The sequence below is a fragment of the Tropicibacter naphthalenivorans genome, from assembly GCF_900176475.1.
Lineage (GTDB): Bacteria > Pseudomonadota > Alphaproteobacteria > Rhodobacterales > Rhodobacteraceae > Tropicibacter > Tropicibacter naphthalenivorans.
Map to the genome: position 1 here is coordinate 282985 of NZ_FWXX01000005.1, position 17121 is coordinate 300105.

13 protein-coding genes are annotated in these 17121 nt (G+C 60.3%); 7 read left to right on the forward strand and 6 right to left on the reverse strand.

Annotated features, from left to right (window positions below; translation table 11 throughout):
* Positions 1–105: 105 nt before the first annotated feature.
* Positions 106–228, forward strand: coding sequence for a hypothetical protein (locus B9A11_RS22480; protein WP_268811250.1), 123 nt, complete (start codon positions 106–108; stop codon positions 226–228).
* 200 nt (positions 229–428) lie between these two features.
* Here the strand turns inward: B9A11_RS22480 and B9A11_RS13020 are convergent, their stop codons facing one another.
* Positions 429–1832 (reverse strand): methyl-accepting chemotaxis protein, encoded by a 1404-nt coding sequence (locus tag B9A11_RS13020; RefSeq protein ID WP_058248467.1) that lies wholly within the window; start codon positions 1830–1832, stop codon positions 429–431.
* A gap of 52 nt (positions 1833–1884) precedes the next feature.
* A complete protein-coding gene (locus tag B9A11_RS13025) occupies positions 1885–2337 on the reverse strand; it encodes an iron-sulfur cluster assembly scaffold protein (RefSeq protein ID WP_058248468.1) in 453 nt (150 codons plus the stop codon).
* 69 nt (positions 2338–2406) lie between these two features.
* On the opposite strand from B9A11_RS13025, the gene hisI reads away from it, so the two are divergent.
* Positions 2407–2763 carry a phosphoribosyl-AMP cyclohydrolase gene (gene hisI, locus B9A11_RS13030; protein WP_058248469.1) on the forward strand — a complete coding sequence of 119 codons (357 nt, stop codon included), beginning with the start codon at positions 2407–2409 and terminating at the stop codon, positions 2761–2763.
* Here hisI and B9A11_RS13035 read toward each other — a convergent pair.
* The 3 genes from B9A11_RS13035 to speB all read right to left on the reverse strand — a co-directional run bounded on the left by B9A11_RS13035 (position 2760) and on the right by speB (position 7196).
* Positions 2760–4802, reverse strand: coding sequence for an ASKHA domain-containing protein (locus B9A11_RS13035; RefSeq protein WP_058248470.1), 2043 nt, complete (start codon positions 4800–4802; stop codon positions 2760–2762). The genes hisI and B9A11_RS13035 overlap by 4 nt on opposite strands.
* Positions 4803–4958: 156 nt before the next feature.
* The gene (locus B9A11_RS13040; protein WP_058248471.1) at positions 4959–6107 is read right to left on the reverse strand and encodes a CaiB/BaiF CoA transferase family protein; all 1149 of its coding nucleotides are present in this window, start codon (positions 6105–6107) and stop codon (positions 4959–4961) included.
* 126 nt (positions 6108–6233) lie between these two features.
* Positions 6234–7196, reverse strand: a complete 963-nt coding sequence (gene speB, locus B9A11_RS13045; protein WP_058248472.1) for an agmatinase — start codon at positions 7194–7196, stop codon at positions 6234–6236.
* A 187-nt stretch (positions 7197–7383) separates the two neighbouring features.
* Here speB and guaB point away from each other — a divergent pair, with 187 nt between their 5' ends.
* From guaB to B9A11_RS13060, 3 genes are all read left to right on the forward strand, one after another.
* On the forward strand, positions 7384–8832 hold the full coding sequence (gene guaB / locus B9A11_RS13050; RefSeq protein ID WP_058248473.1) for an IMP dehydrogenase: 1449 nt from the start codon (positions 7384–7386) through the stop codon (positions 8830–8832).
* 54 nt (positions 8833–8886) lie between these two features.
* The gene (locus tag B9A11_RS13055) at positions 8887–10056 is read left to right on the forward strand and encodes an RsmB/NOP family class I SAM-dependent RNA methyltransferase (RefSeq protein WP_058248474.1); all 1170 of its coding nucleotides are present in this window, start codon (positions 8887–8889) and stop codon (positions 10054–10056) included.
* A gap of 121 nt (positions 10057–10177) precedes the next feature.
* Positions 10178–12451: an ATP-binding protein gene (locus tag B9A11_RS13060; protein ID WP_058248475.1), complete on the forward strand. Its 2274-nt coding sequence runs from the start codon at positions 10178–10180 to the stop codon at positions 12449–12451.
* 2 nt (positions 12452–12453) lie between these two features.
* Here the strand turns inward: B9A11_RS13060 and B9A11_RS13065 are convergent, their stop codons facing one another.
* On the reverse strand, positions 12454–13047 hold the full coding sequence (locus tag B9A11_RS13065) for a hypothetical protein (RefSeq protein ID WP_058248476.1): 594 nt from the start codon (positions 13045–13047) through the stop codon (positions 12454–12456).
* 174 nt (positions 13048–13221) lie between these two features.
* On the opposite strand from B9A11_RS13065, the gene recA reads away from it, so the two are divergent.
* Positions 13222–14295, forward strand: coding sequence for a recombinase RecA (recA, locus tag B9A11_RS13070; RefSeq protein WP_058248477.1), 1074 nt, complete (start codon positions 13222–13224; stop codon positions 14293–14295).
* A gap of 153 nt (positions 14296–14448) precedes the next feature.
* Positions 14449–17121 (forward strand): alanine--tRNA ligase, encoded by a 2673-nt coding sequence (gene alaS / locus B9A11_RS13075; RefSeq protein ID WP_058248478.1) that lies wholly within the window; start codon positions 14449–14451, stop codon positions 17119–17121.

Consider the following 17121-nt stretch of genomic DNA (forward strand, 5'->3'; position numbering starts at 1 on the left):
GTGAGACGACTCACTTTGTTCTCAAATGTTCTCAAAAAGTTCTTTACACGTAGTTAATTTCATGAGAACAAATAGGCAACGCAAGAGAACATCGGAGAACACGCCATGCTCGACACTGTTAAGATCGCTCTGACGCGCCAGAACAACATGTTGTGGCAGGACGCGCTTGGTGCACTGTCCTTGGCGGTCATTTTCTTTGGTGCTCTGCATCTGCCTACGGTTTTCTAAACCGCTTTGGTGTGTTCCCTGCCGGGGGCTGCCAATCTTTTTCTGCCTGCGTTTAGCGCTGTGAACATTGCGTGCATCACCTGTCCCGATGCACCTGCCTGTCCCCTTCGGTACGCCTGCCTGTCACCGAATTTGTTCAAAGGCGCTGATCAGACGCATACTTTCCGCCGCCTCTTCCCCAAGAGTGCGGCGGTTTTTTTTTATATTTTATAGGCCAAGCGCAGACCGCCCCAGTGACGGCCCTGAACGTGGATCGGTGCGGACAGATCCTTCATCATGGCAAAGACGCCGCCGCCCATGTCGCGCCGATAGACCTGTAGAAGGAACGGTTTTTCGTTTTGCCCGGCCTTGAGCCCGACCCGGTCGTCAAAAATCCGTCGATTTCGACAGTTTGCCGCGTTCCAAACCGGGTCCGGCCCCTGCGGGTGCGAAAATTTCTTGTTATGCGTGGGCAGGTAGCCATTGGTGTCCACGGCTGCACAGAACACGATCCGCGAATCGTGATCCAGCACGGGTTCTTGGATCGGCGGCAGCAGGCGGTCGGTCAGCCGCGTAAAGGGCGCTAAAACCTGCTCGGGGTTACTGCCAGCAATCGGTTGGTAACTTTGGTTAAACAGTTGCTCGATCGTGATGTGGCCAGAGCGCACAGCGGCGTCAAAGGCCATGCTGATCTGGCCCGCCAGGTCCTGCACCAAGGTGATCATCGCGCCGTCTTCGCCGCTACCGCCCAAGGCGACCGCGTGTTGCAAGATGCCTTCGGAGGTGTCGATCAGGTTTTCACAGCGTTTGTTGGCCTCATCAACGCCCTTGGCGACAGCCGCGATCGATTCTGCGATGTCATCGACGGCGTTGCCGGTGTGATCCATAGCCTCCTTGGACCGGGCCGCATCCTGCGACAAGGCGTGGGCATCGTCGCGCAGGCGGCTCATGCCGGCTTCGATCTCGGCCAAGGCGCGATCCGTCTGGCCCGAGCGCGTCAAAACCGTTTCGGCCTGCGTGACGGTTTCCTGGGCACCGCGATGCAACCGCGACATCCACTCGGACAGTTCGGCGACGGTTTCGGTAATGGTTTCAGCGGCATCGGTGGTTTTTCCACTCAGATCCTTGACCGAATCCGCGACGATGGAAAAGCCCTTGCCAGCTTGTCCGGCGCGCGCGGCCTCAATCTTGGCGTTGATGGCAAGGATATGCACCTGAGAGGCGATATCGGTGATCAATGCGTTGGAATTGCGCACCGCGTGCAGCAGCTTTTCCACGATTTCGGTTTCGGAATGCACGCTGCGGACCCATTCGGCCAGCGACTGCGAGCTTTGCCCGGACTCGGCGATCAAGCTGGTCGAGGTGCGCACCTGCTCGATGGCATCATCCGCAGCCAAAACCATGCGATCCACCGCAGCGACCGTCGATTCACTGGCTCTTGCAAGGCCCGCAGTGTTGTTTTGAACGCCTTGCAGCAGCGTCAGCTGGCTTTTGCAGCGATTGTCCAAATCCTGCAAAAAACCAACGATATCAACAATTTCATGCCCCAATCCGGTGGCGGATTCGGTCAGCTCTGCCAGCTCTTTGGACGCGTCGGGCGCGTCGAAGTTCGTATTTTCCTGCATGTCTCGCCTTTCACGCTGCCTCTCCGGGTAGCACAATGAGACAAACAGAGCGTTAAGCGGTGTGCGCGGCCAAAGCCTGATCCATCGCCTCGCAGGCAGCTTCCAGCGCCAAGAGGATAGACGCGTGGCGATTTTTATAGGCCGCGGCGGGGCGCAACACTTCGAGCCCGTCAAAAGGCGCAGGCGGGGTGGGGCCGTCTTCCTTGAGCATGGCTTTGAGCGCATCACGCGCCGCGACGATCTGCTCCTTGGTGCAGCCGATGATGGCCCCGCCAACGACCGACGCCGCAGCCTGACCCAGAGCGCAGGCTTTGACATCTTGACCGTAGTCGGTGACCTTGCCGTCTTGCACGGCCACATCCACCGTCACAGTGGACCCACACAGGGGCGAGCGTTTCTTGACGGTCGCATCGGGCGCTTCCAAGCGGTCGGTCCGGGGAATGTCCCCGGCGAGTTCGAGAATCTTCCCGGAATAAAGCTTGATCAGGTCGTTTTCGCGGGACATGGCTTTCCCTTTATCGCTGTCTTCTCATAAATAGGCGTGGATTTCCCCGATGCAAAAAGGTTTTTGCCCATGCCCTTCGATCCTTCGACCTTGGTCTATGATTCCAATGGCCTGATCCCCTGTATCGCCCAGGCCGAGGGCACAGGAGAGGTGTTGATGATGGCGTGGATGAACGCCGAAAGCGTCGCCAAAACGCTGAAGAGCGGCAAGGTGACCTATTGGTCCCGCTCGCGTCAGGCGTTCTGGGTCAAGGGCGAGACCTCGGGCCACACCCAAGAGCTGGTCGATCTGCGCGTCGATTGTGACCGCGACTGCCTGCTGGCGGTGGTGCGCCAAGAGGGCCCGGCCTGCCACACCAACCGCCGTTCGTGTTTCTACACCTCGGTGGTGGGTGAAGAGACCGAGCTGATGGCCCCGATGGCTTAACCCCTGCGGCGGCGGCGGCGGCCCCCGGTGCTGTCATCGCCCCCGCTTTTGAACGAAACGTCGGGCAGGGTGACGATCTTGGACAGCTCCGGAAAAGGGTCCGCCGCGTTGGGGATCGCGTTGGCCGCGACGAAAAACTCGGTAAAGCGTTCCTCGATGGCGGTCTCGATCTTGGTGATCTCGCGTACGGTCTTTTCGATTTCACGGCGCGCTTTGAGGTTGCACAGGGCGATGCGCGCGCCGGTGCCTGCGGCGTTGCCCGCGTTGGTCACCTTATCCAGCGGCACGTCGGGGATCATCCCCAGAACCATGGCGTGCAGCGGCGAGATATGCGCGCCAAAGGCGCCGGCCATGACGACGCGATCCACCTTGTCGACACCGCGCTTGTCCATCAGCAGGCGGGCGCCCGCGTAAAGCGCGGATTTCGCAAGCTGAATGGCGCGGATGTCGCCCATGGTCACGGTGATGCGCGGGCCGCCTTGGTCGGTGGCGTCGTGGATCAGGTAGGAATGGGTGCGCCCTTCGGAAAAGCAGCGTTCGGTTCCGGTTTGCTCGGCAGAGCCGATCAGGCCAGAGGCGTCGAGAACGCCCGCGATGCGCATTTCGGCAACCGCTTCGATGATGCCAGAGCCGCAGATACCGGTGATGCCGGTCTGCGCGGTCTCTTCCCAAAAGCCGTCCTCGTCCGACCACTTGTCACAGCCGATGACACGGAAGCGCGGCTCCTTGGTGGTGGGATCGATGCGAATGGCCTCGATCGCGCCGGGGGCCGCGCGCTGGCCCGAGCTGATCTGCGCGCCCTCAAAGGCGGGGCCGGTGGGCGACGAACAGGCCAGCACGCGCGTGGTGTCGCCCAGCAGGATTTCGGCGTTGGTGCCCACGTCGACGATCAGCGCGAGATCGGGCGATTTGCCCGGCTCTTCGGAGAGGGTGACGGCGGCGGCGTCCGCGCCCACGTGGCCCGCGATGCAAGGCAGCACATAGATCTGCGCCGCGGCGGGCAGGGCGGTCAGACCCAGCTCGGCGGCGGTCAGGTTCAGAGAATCCGAGGTGGCCAGCGCAAAGGGCGCTTGCCCCAGCTCGAACGGGTCGATGCCCAGCAGCAGGTGGTGCATCACCGGGTTGCACACGAAAACCGTCTCGAGGATCAGCTCGGCGGTGATGCCAGCCTCGGCCGCGATCTCCTCGGTGAGGGTGTTCAGAGCATCGCGCACGGCGCGCGTCATTTCCTTGTCGCCGCCCTTGTTCATCATCGAGTAGGACACGCGGCTCATGAGGTCTTCGCCAAAGCGGATCTGCGGGTTCATGATGCCCGAAGAGGCCACGACCTCACCCGTATCAAGGTTGGTCAGATGCGCCGAAATGGTGGTCGAGCCAAGGTCGATGGCCAAGCCGAACAACCCGCCTTCGTGCAAGCCAGGCCAAGCAGCGATCATGCGCGGAATGTCATTTTCATCAGTTTTGTGCAAGGCGACGGTGATTTTCCATGCGCCCTTACGCAAAATGGGCTGTATTTTGCCAAGCAGGGAGAAATCTGTGGATATCTTTTCGATATCCCACTGCGCCTTCAAAGCGCGCGCGATGCGTTCCAGATCCCCGGTCGGCTCGTGCATGTCGGGCTCTTGGACTTCGATGTAGTAAAGCCGTGTCGCCGGGTCCATTTCGATGACACGCGCACTGGCAGCTTTGCGCACGACCTGACGGTGCACCTGGCTTTCGGGCGGCACGTCGATGATCACGTCGCGTTGCACCGTGGCCTGACAGCCCAGACGGCGACCGGCTTTCAGCCCGCGAATGTCGTCATAGCGCTGCTCGACCTTGTTCCACTCGGACAGGGCGTCCTGGGCGACGTGCACGCCATGCTTGGGGAAGTCGCCATAGCTGGGCGTGATCTGACATTTCGAGCAAATCCCGCGCCCACCGCAGACCGAATCCAGATCCACGCCAAGCTGCCGCGCGGCGGTCAAAACGGGGGTGCCAACGGGGAAACGTCCACGTTTGCCAGAGGGGGTGAAGATGACGAGAGGATCTTGAGACATACTCGGCCTTGTTCGCTGGTTTCCCGGCAACATACTGCGCGCGCGCCGAAAGGAAAGCCAAGGCGCGACATCTTTGTGTCATGCACCGTCACGGCGCGCGCGGACAAAACTCTTTCAAGAGTTTTGCAAATTCCTTTGAAGGAATTTGGGGCGCGGTTACCCTTCGTCCAGCCAGCGCAGAATTTCGCCGCGATTGCCATCCAGATCGGGCGCGGGGCTGCGTGTGGTGGGGTCGGGGGCGTCCGTCATCTTGATCGGGTTGCCGGCCGCCTTGTAGGCCTGTCGCCCGTTTTTATCCAAGACGTCCACCACCATGTTGCGGGCGAGGATCTGCGGGTCTTTCATAACCTGCTCGACGTTCTGGATCGGGCCGGTGGGGATCCCTGCGGCGGTCAGTTTGGCGATCCAGTGGGCGCGGGTGTTGTCGAGCGTGACCGCCTCGATCAACCGCTTGAGCAAGCGCGCATTTTCGCAACGTGCCGGGTTGGTGGCAAAGCGCGGATCGTCGGCCAGCGGCAGGTTCAGCGCGATGCAGAGCTTTTCGAACAATTTGTCGTTCCCTGCGGCGATCACGAACAATCCGTCGCTGGCGTGGAAGGTTTCGAACGGCGTGATCGACGGGTGACGCGCGCCAGAAGGGCCGGGGGCTTTGCCGGTCACCGTGGTCAAGGCCACCGCGTGCTCCAGGATGGCCAGTTGGCTGTCGAGCATCGCCACGTCGATCTTGCGCCCGATGCCGGTTTTGTCGCGGTCCAAGAGCGCGGCCAGAATGCCTTGGGTCAGGAACATGCCCGCAATGATGTCGCCGATCGACGCGCCCACGCGCACCGGATCGCGATCCTTTTCGCCGGTGATCGACATCACGCCGCCGCGGGCCTGCACGACCATGTCGTAGGCGGGGCGTTTGGCGTCAGGGCCGCTGTGGCCAAAGCCCGACACCGCGCCGTAGACCAGCCTCGGGTACGCCATGTGCAGTTCTTCCCAGCCATAGCCCAAGCGTTCCATAACACCGGGGCGATAGTTCTCGACGATCACGTCCGCGCGCTCCAAAAGTTGTTCGAAAACAGCACGATCCGCGGCGTCCTTCAAGTTCAGCGCGATGGACTTCTTGCCGTGGTTGATGGCGGCAAAATAGGCGGACTTGCCATCTTTGAACGGCGGAAAGGCCCGCGTGTCGTCGCCGGTCTCAGGGGGTTCGACCTTGATCACCTTGGCGCCCAAATCCGACAGGGTCATGGTGCAATACGGTCCGGCGAGGACATGGGTCAGGTCAAGGATCGTGTATCCGGCAAGGGGGGCGGTCATCTGGCTCTCCGGCATTGGACTGCGGTGCGCCTAGATGACCGCGCCGTGCCGCCAACGGCAAGGGGGCGCAGGCAGACAAAGCGAGAAACTGCGGTCTTGTCGCACCGGGTGGTGCCGAATTGCGCGTTACCCTTGCTGCGCGCGCGCGTGGAACACGAACCCCAACAGGTTCATCAAGACCTGCGCCGCCAGGATCGACGTAGATCCGGTGGGATCGTAATCGGGGGCGACCTCGACCAGGTCAATGCCAACAACCTGATGATTTTGCGCCACTTTTTGCAGGATTTCGAGCACGTCGTAGTACAGGAACCCGCCGTGGCTGGGGGTGCCCGTGCCCGGCGCGATCGAGGGGCAAAAGGCGTCAATGTCGATTGTGATATAGACCGGCGCGCCTTTGGGCAGTCGGGCGGCGGTGGCCTCTGGCCCCAAGGCGCGCACCTGCCGCACGGACAAAATGTCAGAGCCGCGCGCACGGGCGTCGTCATAGCCTTCTTTGGCGGTCGAACTGACGTTGCGGATGCCCAGCTGGGTCAACCCGCTTACCCACGGCTTTTCCGAGGCGCGCCGCATCGGGTTGCCGTGCCCGCGCGTGACCCCGTGCCGCTCATCCACGAAATCCAGGTGCGCGTCGATCTGGAGAACGTGAAAGGGCGCGTGGCCTTCGAAGGCCTCGATGCACGGAATGTTAATGGAATGGTCGCCGCCAATCACCACTGGCAAGGCACCGCCCGCCAAGGCTGCCTCGACCCCGGCGCGGATATTGGCGTGGCTCTGCAGGGTGTCCGTGTGGACAATGTCAGCGTCGCCCATGTCGACGATCCGCACGTCTTCGCCGAGGTAGGTCGCATCGTCCTCATGGTCATAAGCCCCAGCGTGGCCAAAGGAAAACAGCGTCGAGGCATCGCGCACAGCGCGCGGGCCAAAGCGCGCCCCGGCCCGCCACTGCGTCCCCGCATCGAACGGCGCGCCAAGGATCGCCACATCGGCGTCGATCTGCGTCCAGTCGGCCACGTAGGGCCGTTTGCCAAACGTACAAATCCCGGTGAAAGGCAGGTTCAGCCGCCCGCCGTCGTACCCATGTCCGCTCATCGCGCTCTCCTGTCGTTTTATCCGATCATGGGGGCAAGTCCGCGCCAAGGACAAGCCACCTCTGCCAAGCGCGCAAAATGCCCGGCGGGGTGTCGCAGGGCGCGCAATTCCCCGCTTTTGGTCTTTTCACTTGGGCAATGTCATGCAATAGGGACGTGCCAACCGAACCCTCCCAAGGAGTTGCCCCATGGAGATTCGCGAGGCCCTGACCTTCGACGATGTTTTGCTTGTTCCCGCTGCGTCCAGCGTTCTGCCCAGCACGGCGGATACGCGCACCCGCGTGACCAAATCCATTGACCTTAACATTCCGTTGCTGTCCTCGGCGATGGACACCGTGACCGAGGCGCGCATGGCGATCACCATGGCGCAGGTGGGCGGCATGGGCGTGATCCACAAGAACCTGAACGTTGAAGAACAAGCGCGCGAAGTGCGCCGCGTCAAGCGTTTTGAATCCGGCATTGTTTACAATCCGGTCACCCTGACGCCCGAGCAGACGCTGGCCGATGCCAAGGCGCTGACCGAGCGCTACGGCTTTACCGGTTTCCCGGTGGTCGACGAAAACCACCGCGTCGTCGGCATTGTGACCAACCGCGACATGCGCTTTGCCCAGCATGACGACACGCCGGTCAAGGCCATGATGACGCACGAAAATCTGGCGATCTTGCATGAGCCTGCCGACCGCGACGAGGCGATCGACAAGATGAAAGAGCGGCGGATCGAAAAGCTGCTGGTCACTGACAAGGATGGCAAGCTGACCGGTCTGCTGACTCTGAAGGACACGGAAAAAGCCGTGGTGAACCCCACCGCCTGCAAGGATGAGCTGGGCCGGTTGCGCGTGGCCGCCGCCTCTTCGGTGGGCGACAGCGGCTTTGAGCGCTCGCAGGCGTTGATCGACGCGGGCGTCGATATCGTGGTTGTCGACACCGCGCATGGCCACTCGCAGGGTGTGCTCGACGCGGTAACCCGGATTAAGAAACTGTCAAACACGGTGCAGGTCATCGCGGGCAACGTGGCCACGGCGGAGGCGACGCAGGCGTTGATCGACGCGGGCGCGGATGCGGTCAAGGTGGGGATCGGGCCGGGCTCGATCTGCACGACTCGCATGGTCGCCGGTGTCGGTGTGCCGCAGCTGACGGCCATCATGGATTGTGCCCGCGCGGCGGGCGACGTGCCGATCATCGCGGACGGCGGCATCAAGTTCTCGGGCGATTTTGCCAAGGCCATCGCGGCGGGCGCATCCTGTGCCATGGTCGGCTCGATGATCGCGGGCACGGACGAGTCCCCCGGCGAGGTCATCCTGTACCAAGGCCGGTCGTTCAAAGCCTATCGCGGCATGGGCAGCCTCGGCGCCATGGCGCGCGGCTCGGCGGATCGCTACTTCCAAAAGGATGCCGCCAGCGACAAGCTGGTCCCCGAAGGCATCGAGGGGCAGGTGCCGTATAAAGGTCCCGCAGGCACGGTGATCCACCAGCTGGTGGGCGGTTTGCGTGCGGCCATGGGCTATACCGGCAACGCCACGGTGGCGGACATGCGTAAAAACTGTTCCTTCGTAAAGATTACTGGCGCAGGTCTTTCCGAGAGCCATGTCCACGACGTGCAGATCACGCGAGAAAGCCCGAACTACCGGATCGGGTAACATCGGAATGGGCCGCTTCGGCGGCCTTTTTCATTTTAGATCAAAGGACTGCCCATGACCCCAGCTGCTCGCGTTCAGGCCGCCATCGAAATTCTCGACCGGACTATTGCCGGGGATGCGGCAGAAAAGGCGTTAACCAATTGGGCCCGTGGTGCACGCTACGCCGGGTCCAAGGATCGCGCCGCCGTGCGGGACCATGTCTTTGACACGCTGCGGTGCTGGCGCTCGTCTGCGGCCTTGGGGGGCGGCGAAACCGGACGGGCCCGGATGATTGGTCTGTTGCGCGGTCAAGGCTCTGATCTAGATGCGCTTTTTTCCGGCCAAGGCCATGGACCCACGCCGATTGACGCCTCTGAAACCGGCCGCAGCCCAGAGGGGTTCGAAGCCTGGGATGTGCCCGATTGGATCGGGGAGCGCTTGCGGAAAAGTCTGGGAGAAGGCGCCGAAGAGGTTGCTCTGGCTTTGCGGCATCGCGCCCCGGTCTTCTTGCGCGTTAACCTCCTTAAAGCCGATATGAAGACGGCGCAGGCGCGTCTGTCGTCCGAAGGCATTGAGACCGAGCCGCACCCCTTGTCGCCGACCGCCTTGCTGGTGACCGAAGGGGCGCGCCGCGTTTCCAATAGCGAAGCTTTTGTTCGCGGTATGGTTGAGTTGCAGGACGTGGCCAGCCAAGCGGTGATTGACGCTCTTCCATTGGAAAACGCGCAGCGTGTGCTTGATTACTGCGCCGGTGGCGGCGGAAAATCCTTGGCGCTGGCCGCTCGGTTGCAAGAGGGCGTCATTCACGCCCATGATGCCAATCCCAAACGCATGAGCGACCTGCCTGAACGGGCGCGGCGTGCCGGGGCCAACGTGGTTACCAAGACCCGCCCGGACGGTCTTTACGATCTGGTGCTCTGCGATGTGCCCTGCTCGGGGAGTGGCGCATGGAGACGCTCGCCCGAGGGCAAATGGCGGCTGACTGCTCAAGAGCTTGGTCGCGTTTGTGAGACGCAGGCGCAGATCCTCGACAATTGCACGAAATTGGTTAAGGCGGGCGGCGTTTTGGCCTACGCGACCTGTTCCGTTCTGCGTCAGGAAAACCATCAACAGGTGGCCGATTTCCTGGACCGGCACGATGGCTGGGAAAAGCTGCAAGAGCGGCAATTTCTGCCCAATGATGGGGGCGACGGCTTTTTTGTCGCGGCTTTCCGCCGAGAGGAGCCTGCGCCTAGCAACCACTGATTGCATTCGCCCGTCAGTTAACGTCCCATTAACCCGTTCCGCGTCCAATCCAATGAAGTCGAATCGCGCGTAGTGGGAGAGGGTCTTGGCCACAGTCGTTCCAAATGTGCCTGCAAAAGTCATGTTTTCTCCGGTTGCAGGGGCAGCATTGCTGTTGGTTTTTGCGACGCTATCCCTATTGGTCTCGATCTTTGTGGATTACCGTGTGGTCGAGGTCGCCGCCCTGGCCGCGACTGGAACTTTTGGCGCAATTGCAGTGGGTTGGCTTGTCTTTGACATGATCTTCCGCCGCCGCTCTGACCGCAAGGCGCAGCTATTGGCCGAGATGGTCGAGGGCGAGGCCGCGTTTTGCTTTGTTGCCGATGGTGAGGGTGTCATCCTCGCTGCGAACGCAACGGCGCGCGAACGCTTCAATCCGACCGATGGAGACGGGTTGGCCGAGGTCTTGCGCGGCGTCTTCGCCAGCTCCGAGGGCGTGCTGTATCGCCTGTACCAAAAAGCGCTCAAAAGCGGCTCTGCGGTCGAAGATATTACCAGCCACGCAGACGGATTTCGCGTTTTTGTTCGGTGCCTTACGCCGAACCTCGTGCTGTGGCGACTAGAGCCTGAGGTGCTGCGCAGCGGTGCAGTACAGCGCGCTGACTCGCCGGTCATGTCCCTCGGGCGGAACGGCGCAATTTTGTTCATGAACAGCGCCGCCCGCGAGTTGCTGGGCCAACGGCCCAAGCGTTTGGAGGATGTTTTTCTTGACCTGCCGCTGCGGTCTGGCGGTGTGCATCTTTTGAAAAGCAGCACGGGAACGCAGAAGGTTTTGGTGCAATCATCCAATATTGGCGGAGGCCGCGTTGAGGTGTCCTTGGCGACTTTGCCGGATGAGGATCACGCGGACACAAACGAAAGCGCTGATCTGACAAGCAACTTTGACACGCTTCCGGTCCCTCTTCTCAAGGTTGCGCCGAGCGGAGCGATCCTGCGCGCGAATGCCGAGGCGCGCCGGATGTTGAACCTTGGGGCGCAAGCGCCGGGAAACTTGACAGAACACATGGAAGGTCTCGGGCGCGCTATTAAGGATTGGCTCCTTGAGGCGGCTGAAGGGCGGGACTTGCACCGATCGGAGTTTCTTCGTTTGACGCGGGACGATTGCGAAGTCTTCGTGCAGGTCACGCTCAACCGGGTGATCGAAAACGGGGCGCCCGCTTTGATCGCAGTTTTGAACGATGCAACCGAATTGAAAACCCTCGAGGCGCAATTCGTTCAAAGTCAAAAAATGCAGGCTATCGGCCAGTTGGCGGGTGGGGTCGCCCATGACTTCAACAATCTTTTGACCGCAATATCAGGACATTGCGATCTTTTGCTGCTTCGCCACGATCAGGGTGATCCGGACTACGGTGATTTGGTTCAGATCAATCAGAATGCCAACCGGGCCGCTGCGTTGGTTGGGCAACTGCTGGCCTTTTCGCGTAAGCAAACCATGCAGCCAGAGGTCATGGATCTGCGCGATACGCTGTCGGACCTTGCGCATCTGCTGAACCGGCTTGTTGGCGAAAAGGTGCGCTTGACGCTTAAACATGATCCGTTGTTGCCCACTGTGCGTGGTGATCGGCGGCAGCTTGAGCAAGTCATGATGAACCTCGTGGTCAACGCGCGTGACGCCATGCCAGATGGCGGAGAGATCATCGTCGAAACGGAGCGCCGTGTCCTTCGCGAGCCATTGCACAGGGATCGCGCTGTGGTTGCGCCAGGGACTTATGTCTCGGTTCGTATCACCGACGAAGGGGTGGGTATCCCCAAGGACAAATTGCAAAAGGTGTTTGAGCCGTTCTTTACCACGAAGCGCACCGGCGAAGGAACCGGTTTGGGCTTGTCCACGGTGTACGGGATCGTCAAACAGACCGGCGGTTTTATCTTTTTGGACAGTGTTGTCGGGCAGGGAACTTGCTTTACGCTGCTTTTCCCCGCGCATGAAACCCCGCAGGAAAAAACAGTGAGTGAAGAGCCGGAGAAAACCACGCGAAAACTGCCGCAGAAAGGCTCTGGCGTCGTACTGTTGGTCGAAGATGAGGCACCCGTGCGTGCTTTTGCGGCGCGCGCTTTGCGGTTGCGCGGTTATACGGTGATCGAAGCGGAGACTGCCGAAGATGCCCTTTCGACGCTTGATGACGAGGATTTGACGGTCGATATCTTTGTGACGGACGTGGTGATGCCGGGGATGGACGGGCCAACCTGGGTGCGCAAAGCCCGTGAAAATCGACCCGACACCAGCGTGGTTTTTGTGTCGGGGTATGCCGAGGATGTCTTTGGAGAAGGCAGCGAAGTCATTCCGAACTCGGTCTTTCTGCCAAAGCCATTTTCCCTTTCGGATCTGACAGATACCGTTCATCGCCAGCTCAACTGACGCTAGTTTGCGCTCTCCCACACGTCAAAGTCCGCCGCGCATTTGCGGTGTAGCTTGGCAAGGGTTTCAGGTGTGAGTTCCAGATCTGTCTTGGGCGATTCGTTCGTGCGCGGTAGATCAACTTTGGTGCTCAAGCGCTCTTCAAGAAAATGAATCAAACAGTCCTGATTTTCGTACTTGAACAGGTGCGAAACAGACACGCCATTGGGGCGCGGCTCGATGAATTTCGCCTGCGAGCCAACATTGGCAAACGGCGGCCGATCGCCTGTCGCGTAGGCTTGGCAGAAATCATCGAACGTGATCCCCTTGGTCGAGGTCGGACGACCATCCAAAAAGGGTCGTTGCCGATAGCGATACCAAGAGCCTAGCCAATCGATGGGTTCGCGGATCACGGCAAGGATATCCATGTGCTCGGCCCCCATTTTCTCATACATGGGGCGGAAGAACCTGTTGTAGCGGTAAACCGGCGCGTGTTTCAGCTCTGGCGGGTCATTAACCACCATCGAGGCATGGGGGCCTAGCGCGCGCGCATACGCCGAAGTCCCCGTCTTTGGGACCGCCAGAAACACCAACCTTTGCTTCCAAAACACCAGCATTCTTTAGGCTCCATAAATCTCAACCACTCTTTAACCATCCTGCGCCAAGCTTCGAAAGGAAAGATTTAACTTGAAATGTTCTCACTTTGGTCTCATTAAATAATGTGAACAAGAGGTGAACAAAAAAGCTTCGATTGCTGTGATTGGCAGCATGTGGAATAAGGACCCAAAGCAATGGCAACGGCAGATCTCCTTTCGATGGACAATAAGCGTAACGCGGACAAACAAAAGGCGCTGGACAGCGCTTTGGCTCAGATCGAACGCCAGTTCGGTAAAGGGTCGATCATGAAACTCGGTGGCGACAACGCCATGCGGGATATCGAGGCGACGTCGACCGGCTCGCTGGGGCTCGACATCGCTCTGGGCATCGGCGGTTTGCCCAAAGGGCGGATCATTGAAATTTACGGGCCGGAATCGTCGGGCAAGACCACGCTGACCCTGCATGTGGTTGCCGAAGAACAGAAAAAAGGCGGCGTTTGTGCCTTTGTCGACGCGGAACACGCGTTGGATCCCGGCTATGCGAAAAAGCTTGGCGTCGATCTGGATGAATTGCTGATCTCGCAGCCCGACACAGGCGAACAGGCGTTGGAGATTACCGATACGCTGGTGCGGTCCGGGGCTGTTAACCTTGTGGTGGTCGACTCGGTTGCGGCGCTGACGCCGAAATCCGAACTCGAAGGGGACATGGGCGATTCCAACGTTGGCGTCCAAGCGCGCCTGATGTCTCAGGCCATGCGCAAGCTGACGGGGTCGATCAGCCGGTCCAACTGTATGGTTATCTTTATTAACCAAATCCGGATGAAAATCGGCGTGATGTTCGGCTCTCCGGAAACCACGACGGGCGGCAACGCGCTGAAATTCTATAGCTCGGTGCGCTTGGACATTCGCCGGATTGGCGCGATCAAGGACCGCGACGAAGTCGTTGGCAACCAGACGCGCGTCAAGGTCGTCAAGAACAAGGTGGCGCCGCCCTTCAAGCAGGTGGAATTCGACATCATGTATGGCGAAGGCATCTCGAAAATGGGCGAACTGCTGGACCTGGGGGTCAAAGCGGGCGTCGTGGATAAATCCGGTGCATGGTATTCCTACGGGGATGAGCGGATCGGGCAGGGGCGTGAGAACGCCAAGACGTACCTGCGCGAAAATACCCGCGTTGCCCTTGATATCGAAGATAAAATTCGTGCCGCGCACGGGCTTGAGTTCGACATGCCCAAAGACGATCCCGATCTTGTGGATGACGATGATTGATCTCGGCTCAAGCTGAAAATACCAAGAGCGTCCCGGTTGGGGCGCTCTTTTTCATTCCAAGAGGGGCTGCAAAGCCGGGCAGGCATGGACAGCGCGCCGGGCTAGCGGTACACCTGCGCGGGACTGAATTCGCCCGCAAAGAGGCCCTGACCAATGGCTAGCCTGAACGACATCCGTTCCACCTTTTTGAACTACTTTGAAAAGCAGGGGCACCAGATTGTGCCCTCGTCTCCGCTTGTTCCGCGCAACGATCCGACGTTGATGTTCGTTAACTCGGGGATGGTGCAGTTCAAGAACCTGTTTACCGGTGTTGAACGCCGCGACTACCAGCGCGCGACCACGGCGCAGAAATGTGTGCGCGCCGGTGGCAAACACAACGATCTGGACAACGTGGGATACACCGCGCGTCACCATACGTTCTTTGAAATGCTGGGGAACTTTTCCTTTGGCGATTACTTCAAAAATGAAGCCATTCCCTTTGCGTGGGAGCTGGTGACCAAAGAGTTCGGCATTGATCCTAAACGCCTGCTGACCACCGTTTACCATACGGACGACGAAGCCTTTGAAATCTGGAAAAAGGTTGGCGTGCCCGAGGATCGGATCATTCGCATCGATACGTCGGACAACTTCTGGCAGATGGGGCCGACCGGTCCGTGTGGGCCGTGCACCGAGATTTTCTACGATCACGGCGATCACATCTGGGGCGGCCCTCCTGGATCGGCGGATGAGGACGGTGACCGCTTTATCGAAATTTGGAACGTCGTTTTCATGCAGAACGAGCAGTTCGAAGATGGCTCGATGAAGGCTTTGGACATGCAGAGCATCGACACCGGCATGGGGCTGGAGCGGATCGGCGCGCTGCTGCAAGGCAGCCACGACAACTATGACACCGACACCATGCGCGCGCTGATCGAAGCTTCGGCGCACGCCAGTTCGGCGGACCCGGATGGTCCCGGCAAGATGCACCACCGGGTGATTGCCGACCACCTGCGGTCGACCTCGTTCCTGATTGCCGATGGGGTGATGCCGTCCAACGACGGGCGCGGTTACGTGCTGCGCCGGATCATGCGCCGCGCCATGCGTCACGCGCATTTGTTGGGCGCGCAAGATCCGATGATGCACAAGCTGGTCCCGGCCTTGGTGCGTCAGATGGGCGGTGCTTACCCAGAGTTGCAGCGCGGTCAGGCGATGATCGAAGAGACGCTTCTGCTGGAAGAAACCCGTTTTAAACAGACACTTGACCGGGGGCTCAAGCTGCTTGACGACGAATTGGCGGACCTGCCCGAGGATGCTCCGCTGCCCGGTGAGGCGGCGTTCAAGCTGTACGACACCTACGGGTTCCCGCTCGATTTGACGCAGGATGCCTTGCGTGAAAAGGGGCGGTTTGTCGACACCGATGGCTTTGACGCGGCGATGGCCGAGCAAAAAGCCAAGGCGCGCGCGGCTTGGTCCGGATCGGGCGAAGCGGCGGATGCCACGGTCTGGTTCGACATCGCGGAAAAGCACGGCGCGACGGATTTCCTTGGGTACGACACCGAAGAGGCCGAAGGGCAGATCCTCGCGATCGTCAAGGATGGCGCCGAGCTGACCGAGCTGAAACCCGGCGAGACCGGGATGATCGTCCTGAACCAAACGCCGTTTTACGGCGAGTCTGGTGGCCAAGTTGGCGACACCGGTTGGGCGCGTCGGCTTGAGAACGAGGACGAAGGCGCAACCGTCACCAACACCCAGAAAATGGGTGGCGGCAAGGTGTTTGCCCATCAAGTCACCGTCGACAAAGGCACGCTAAAGGTCGGCGACGCCATTTCCCTTGAGGTTGATCACAAGCGCCGTTCGGCGATTCGGGCCAACCACTCGGCGACGCACTTGCTGCACGAGGCGCTGCGCGAAGCGCTTGGGGATCACGTGGCGCAGCGTGGCTCGCTGAACGCACCCGATCGTCTGCGGTTCGACTTCAGCCATGCCAAGGCGTTGACGCTGGATGAAATCCGCCAGGTGGAAACCGAAGTTAACGAGCACATTCGTCAGAATACGGCCGTTAACACTCGGATCATGACTCCTGACGACGCGCGTGCGCTCGGCGCTCAGGCGCTGTTTGGTGAAAAGTATGGTGACGAGGTGCGCGTGGTTTCCATGGGGACAAAAATCGGGTCCGGAAAAGGGAATGATGGTCAGACCTATTCTCTGGAACTGTGCGGCGGCACGCATGTGGCGAACACTGGCGACATTGGCGCTTTTGTTCTGCTTGGCGATAGCGCCTCTAGCGCGGGGGTCCGGCGGATCGAAGCGTTGACCGGGCCGGGTGCCGATGCCTATCTGCGCGCGCAGCGCGAGGTGCTGGACGCAGTTCTGAGCGAGCTGAAAACCACGCCGGATCAACTGGTTGCACGGATCAAAGGCGAGATGTCGAAGGTCAAGGAGTTGACCAATGAGGTCGCAACCCTGCGTCGTGAATTGGCCATGTCCGGCGGGGCTGGCAACGGCGCGGGCGGTGAAACGCGCGAAGTGAACGGCGTGAAATTCGTGGCTCAGGTCCTGTCGGGTGTGACCGGAAAAGACCTGCCGCCGCTGATTGACGAGCACAAATCGCGCATCGGCTCTGGTGCTGTTCTGCTGATTGCTGATGGCGACAAAGTTGCCGTGGCGGCGGGTGTGACCGACGACCTCAAGGGCTCTTTGAGCGCGGTGGATTTGGTTAAGGCAGCCGTGGCAGCCATGGGCGGCAAGGGCGGCGGCGGCCGTCCTGACATGGCCCAGGGTGGTGCCAAGGATGCGTCGAACGCCGATGAGGCCATCAAGGCCGCTGAAGCCGTTATTGGAGGTTAA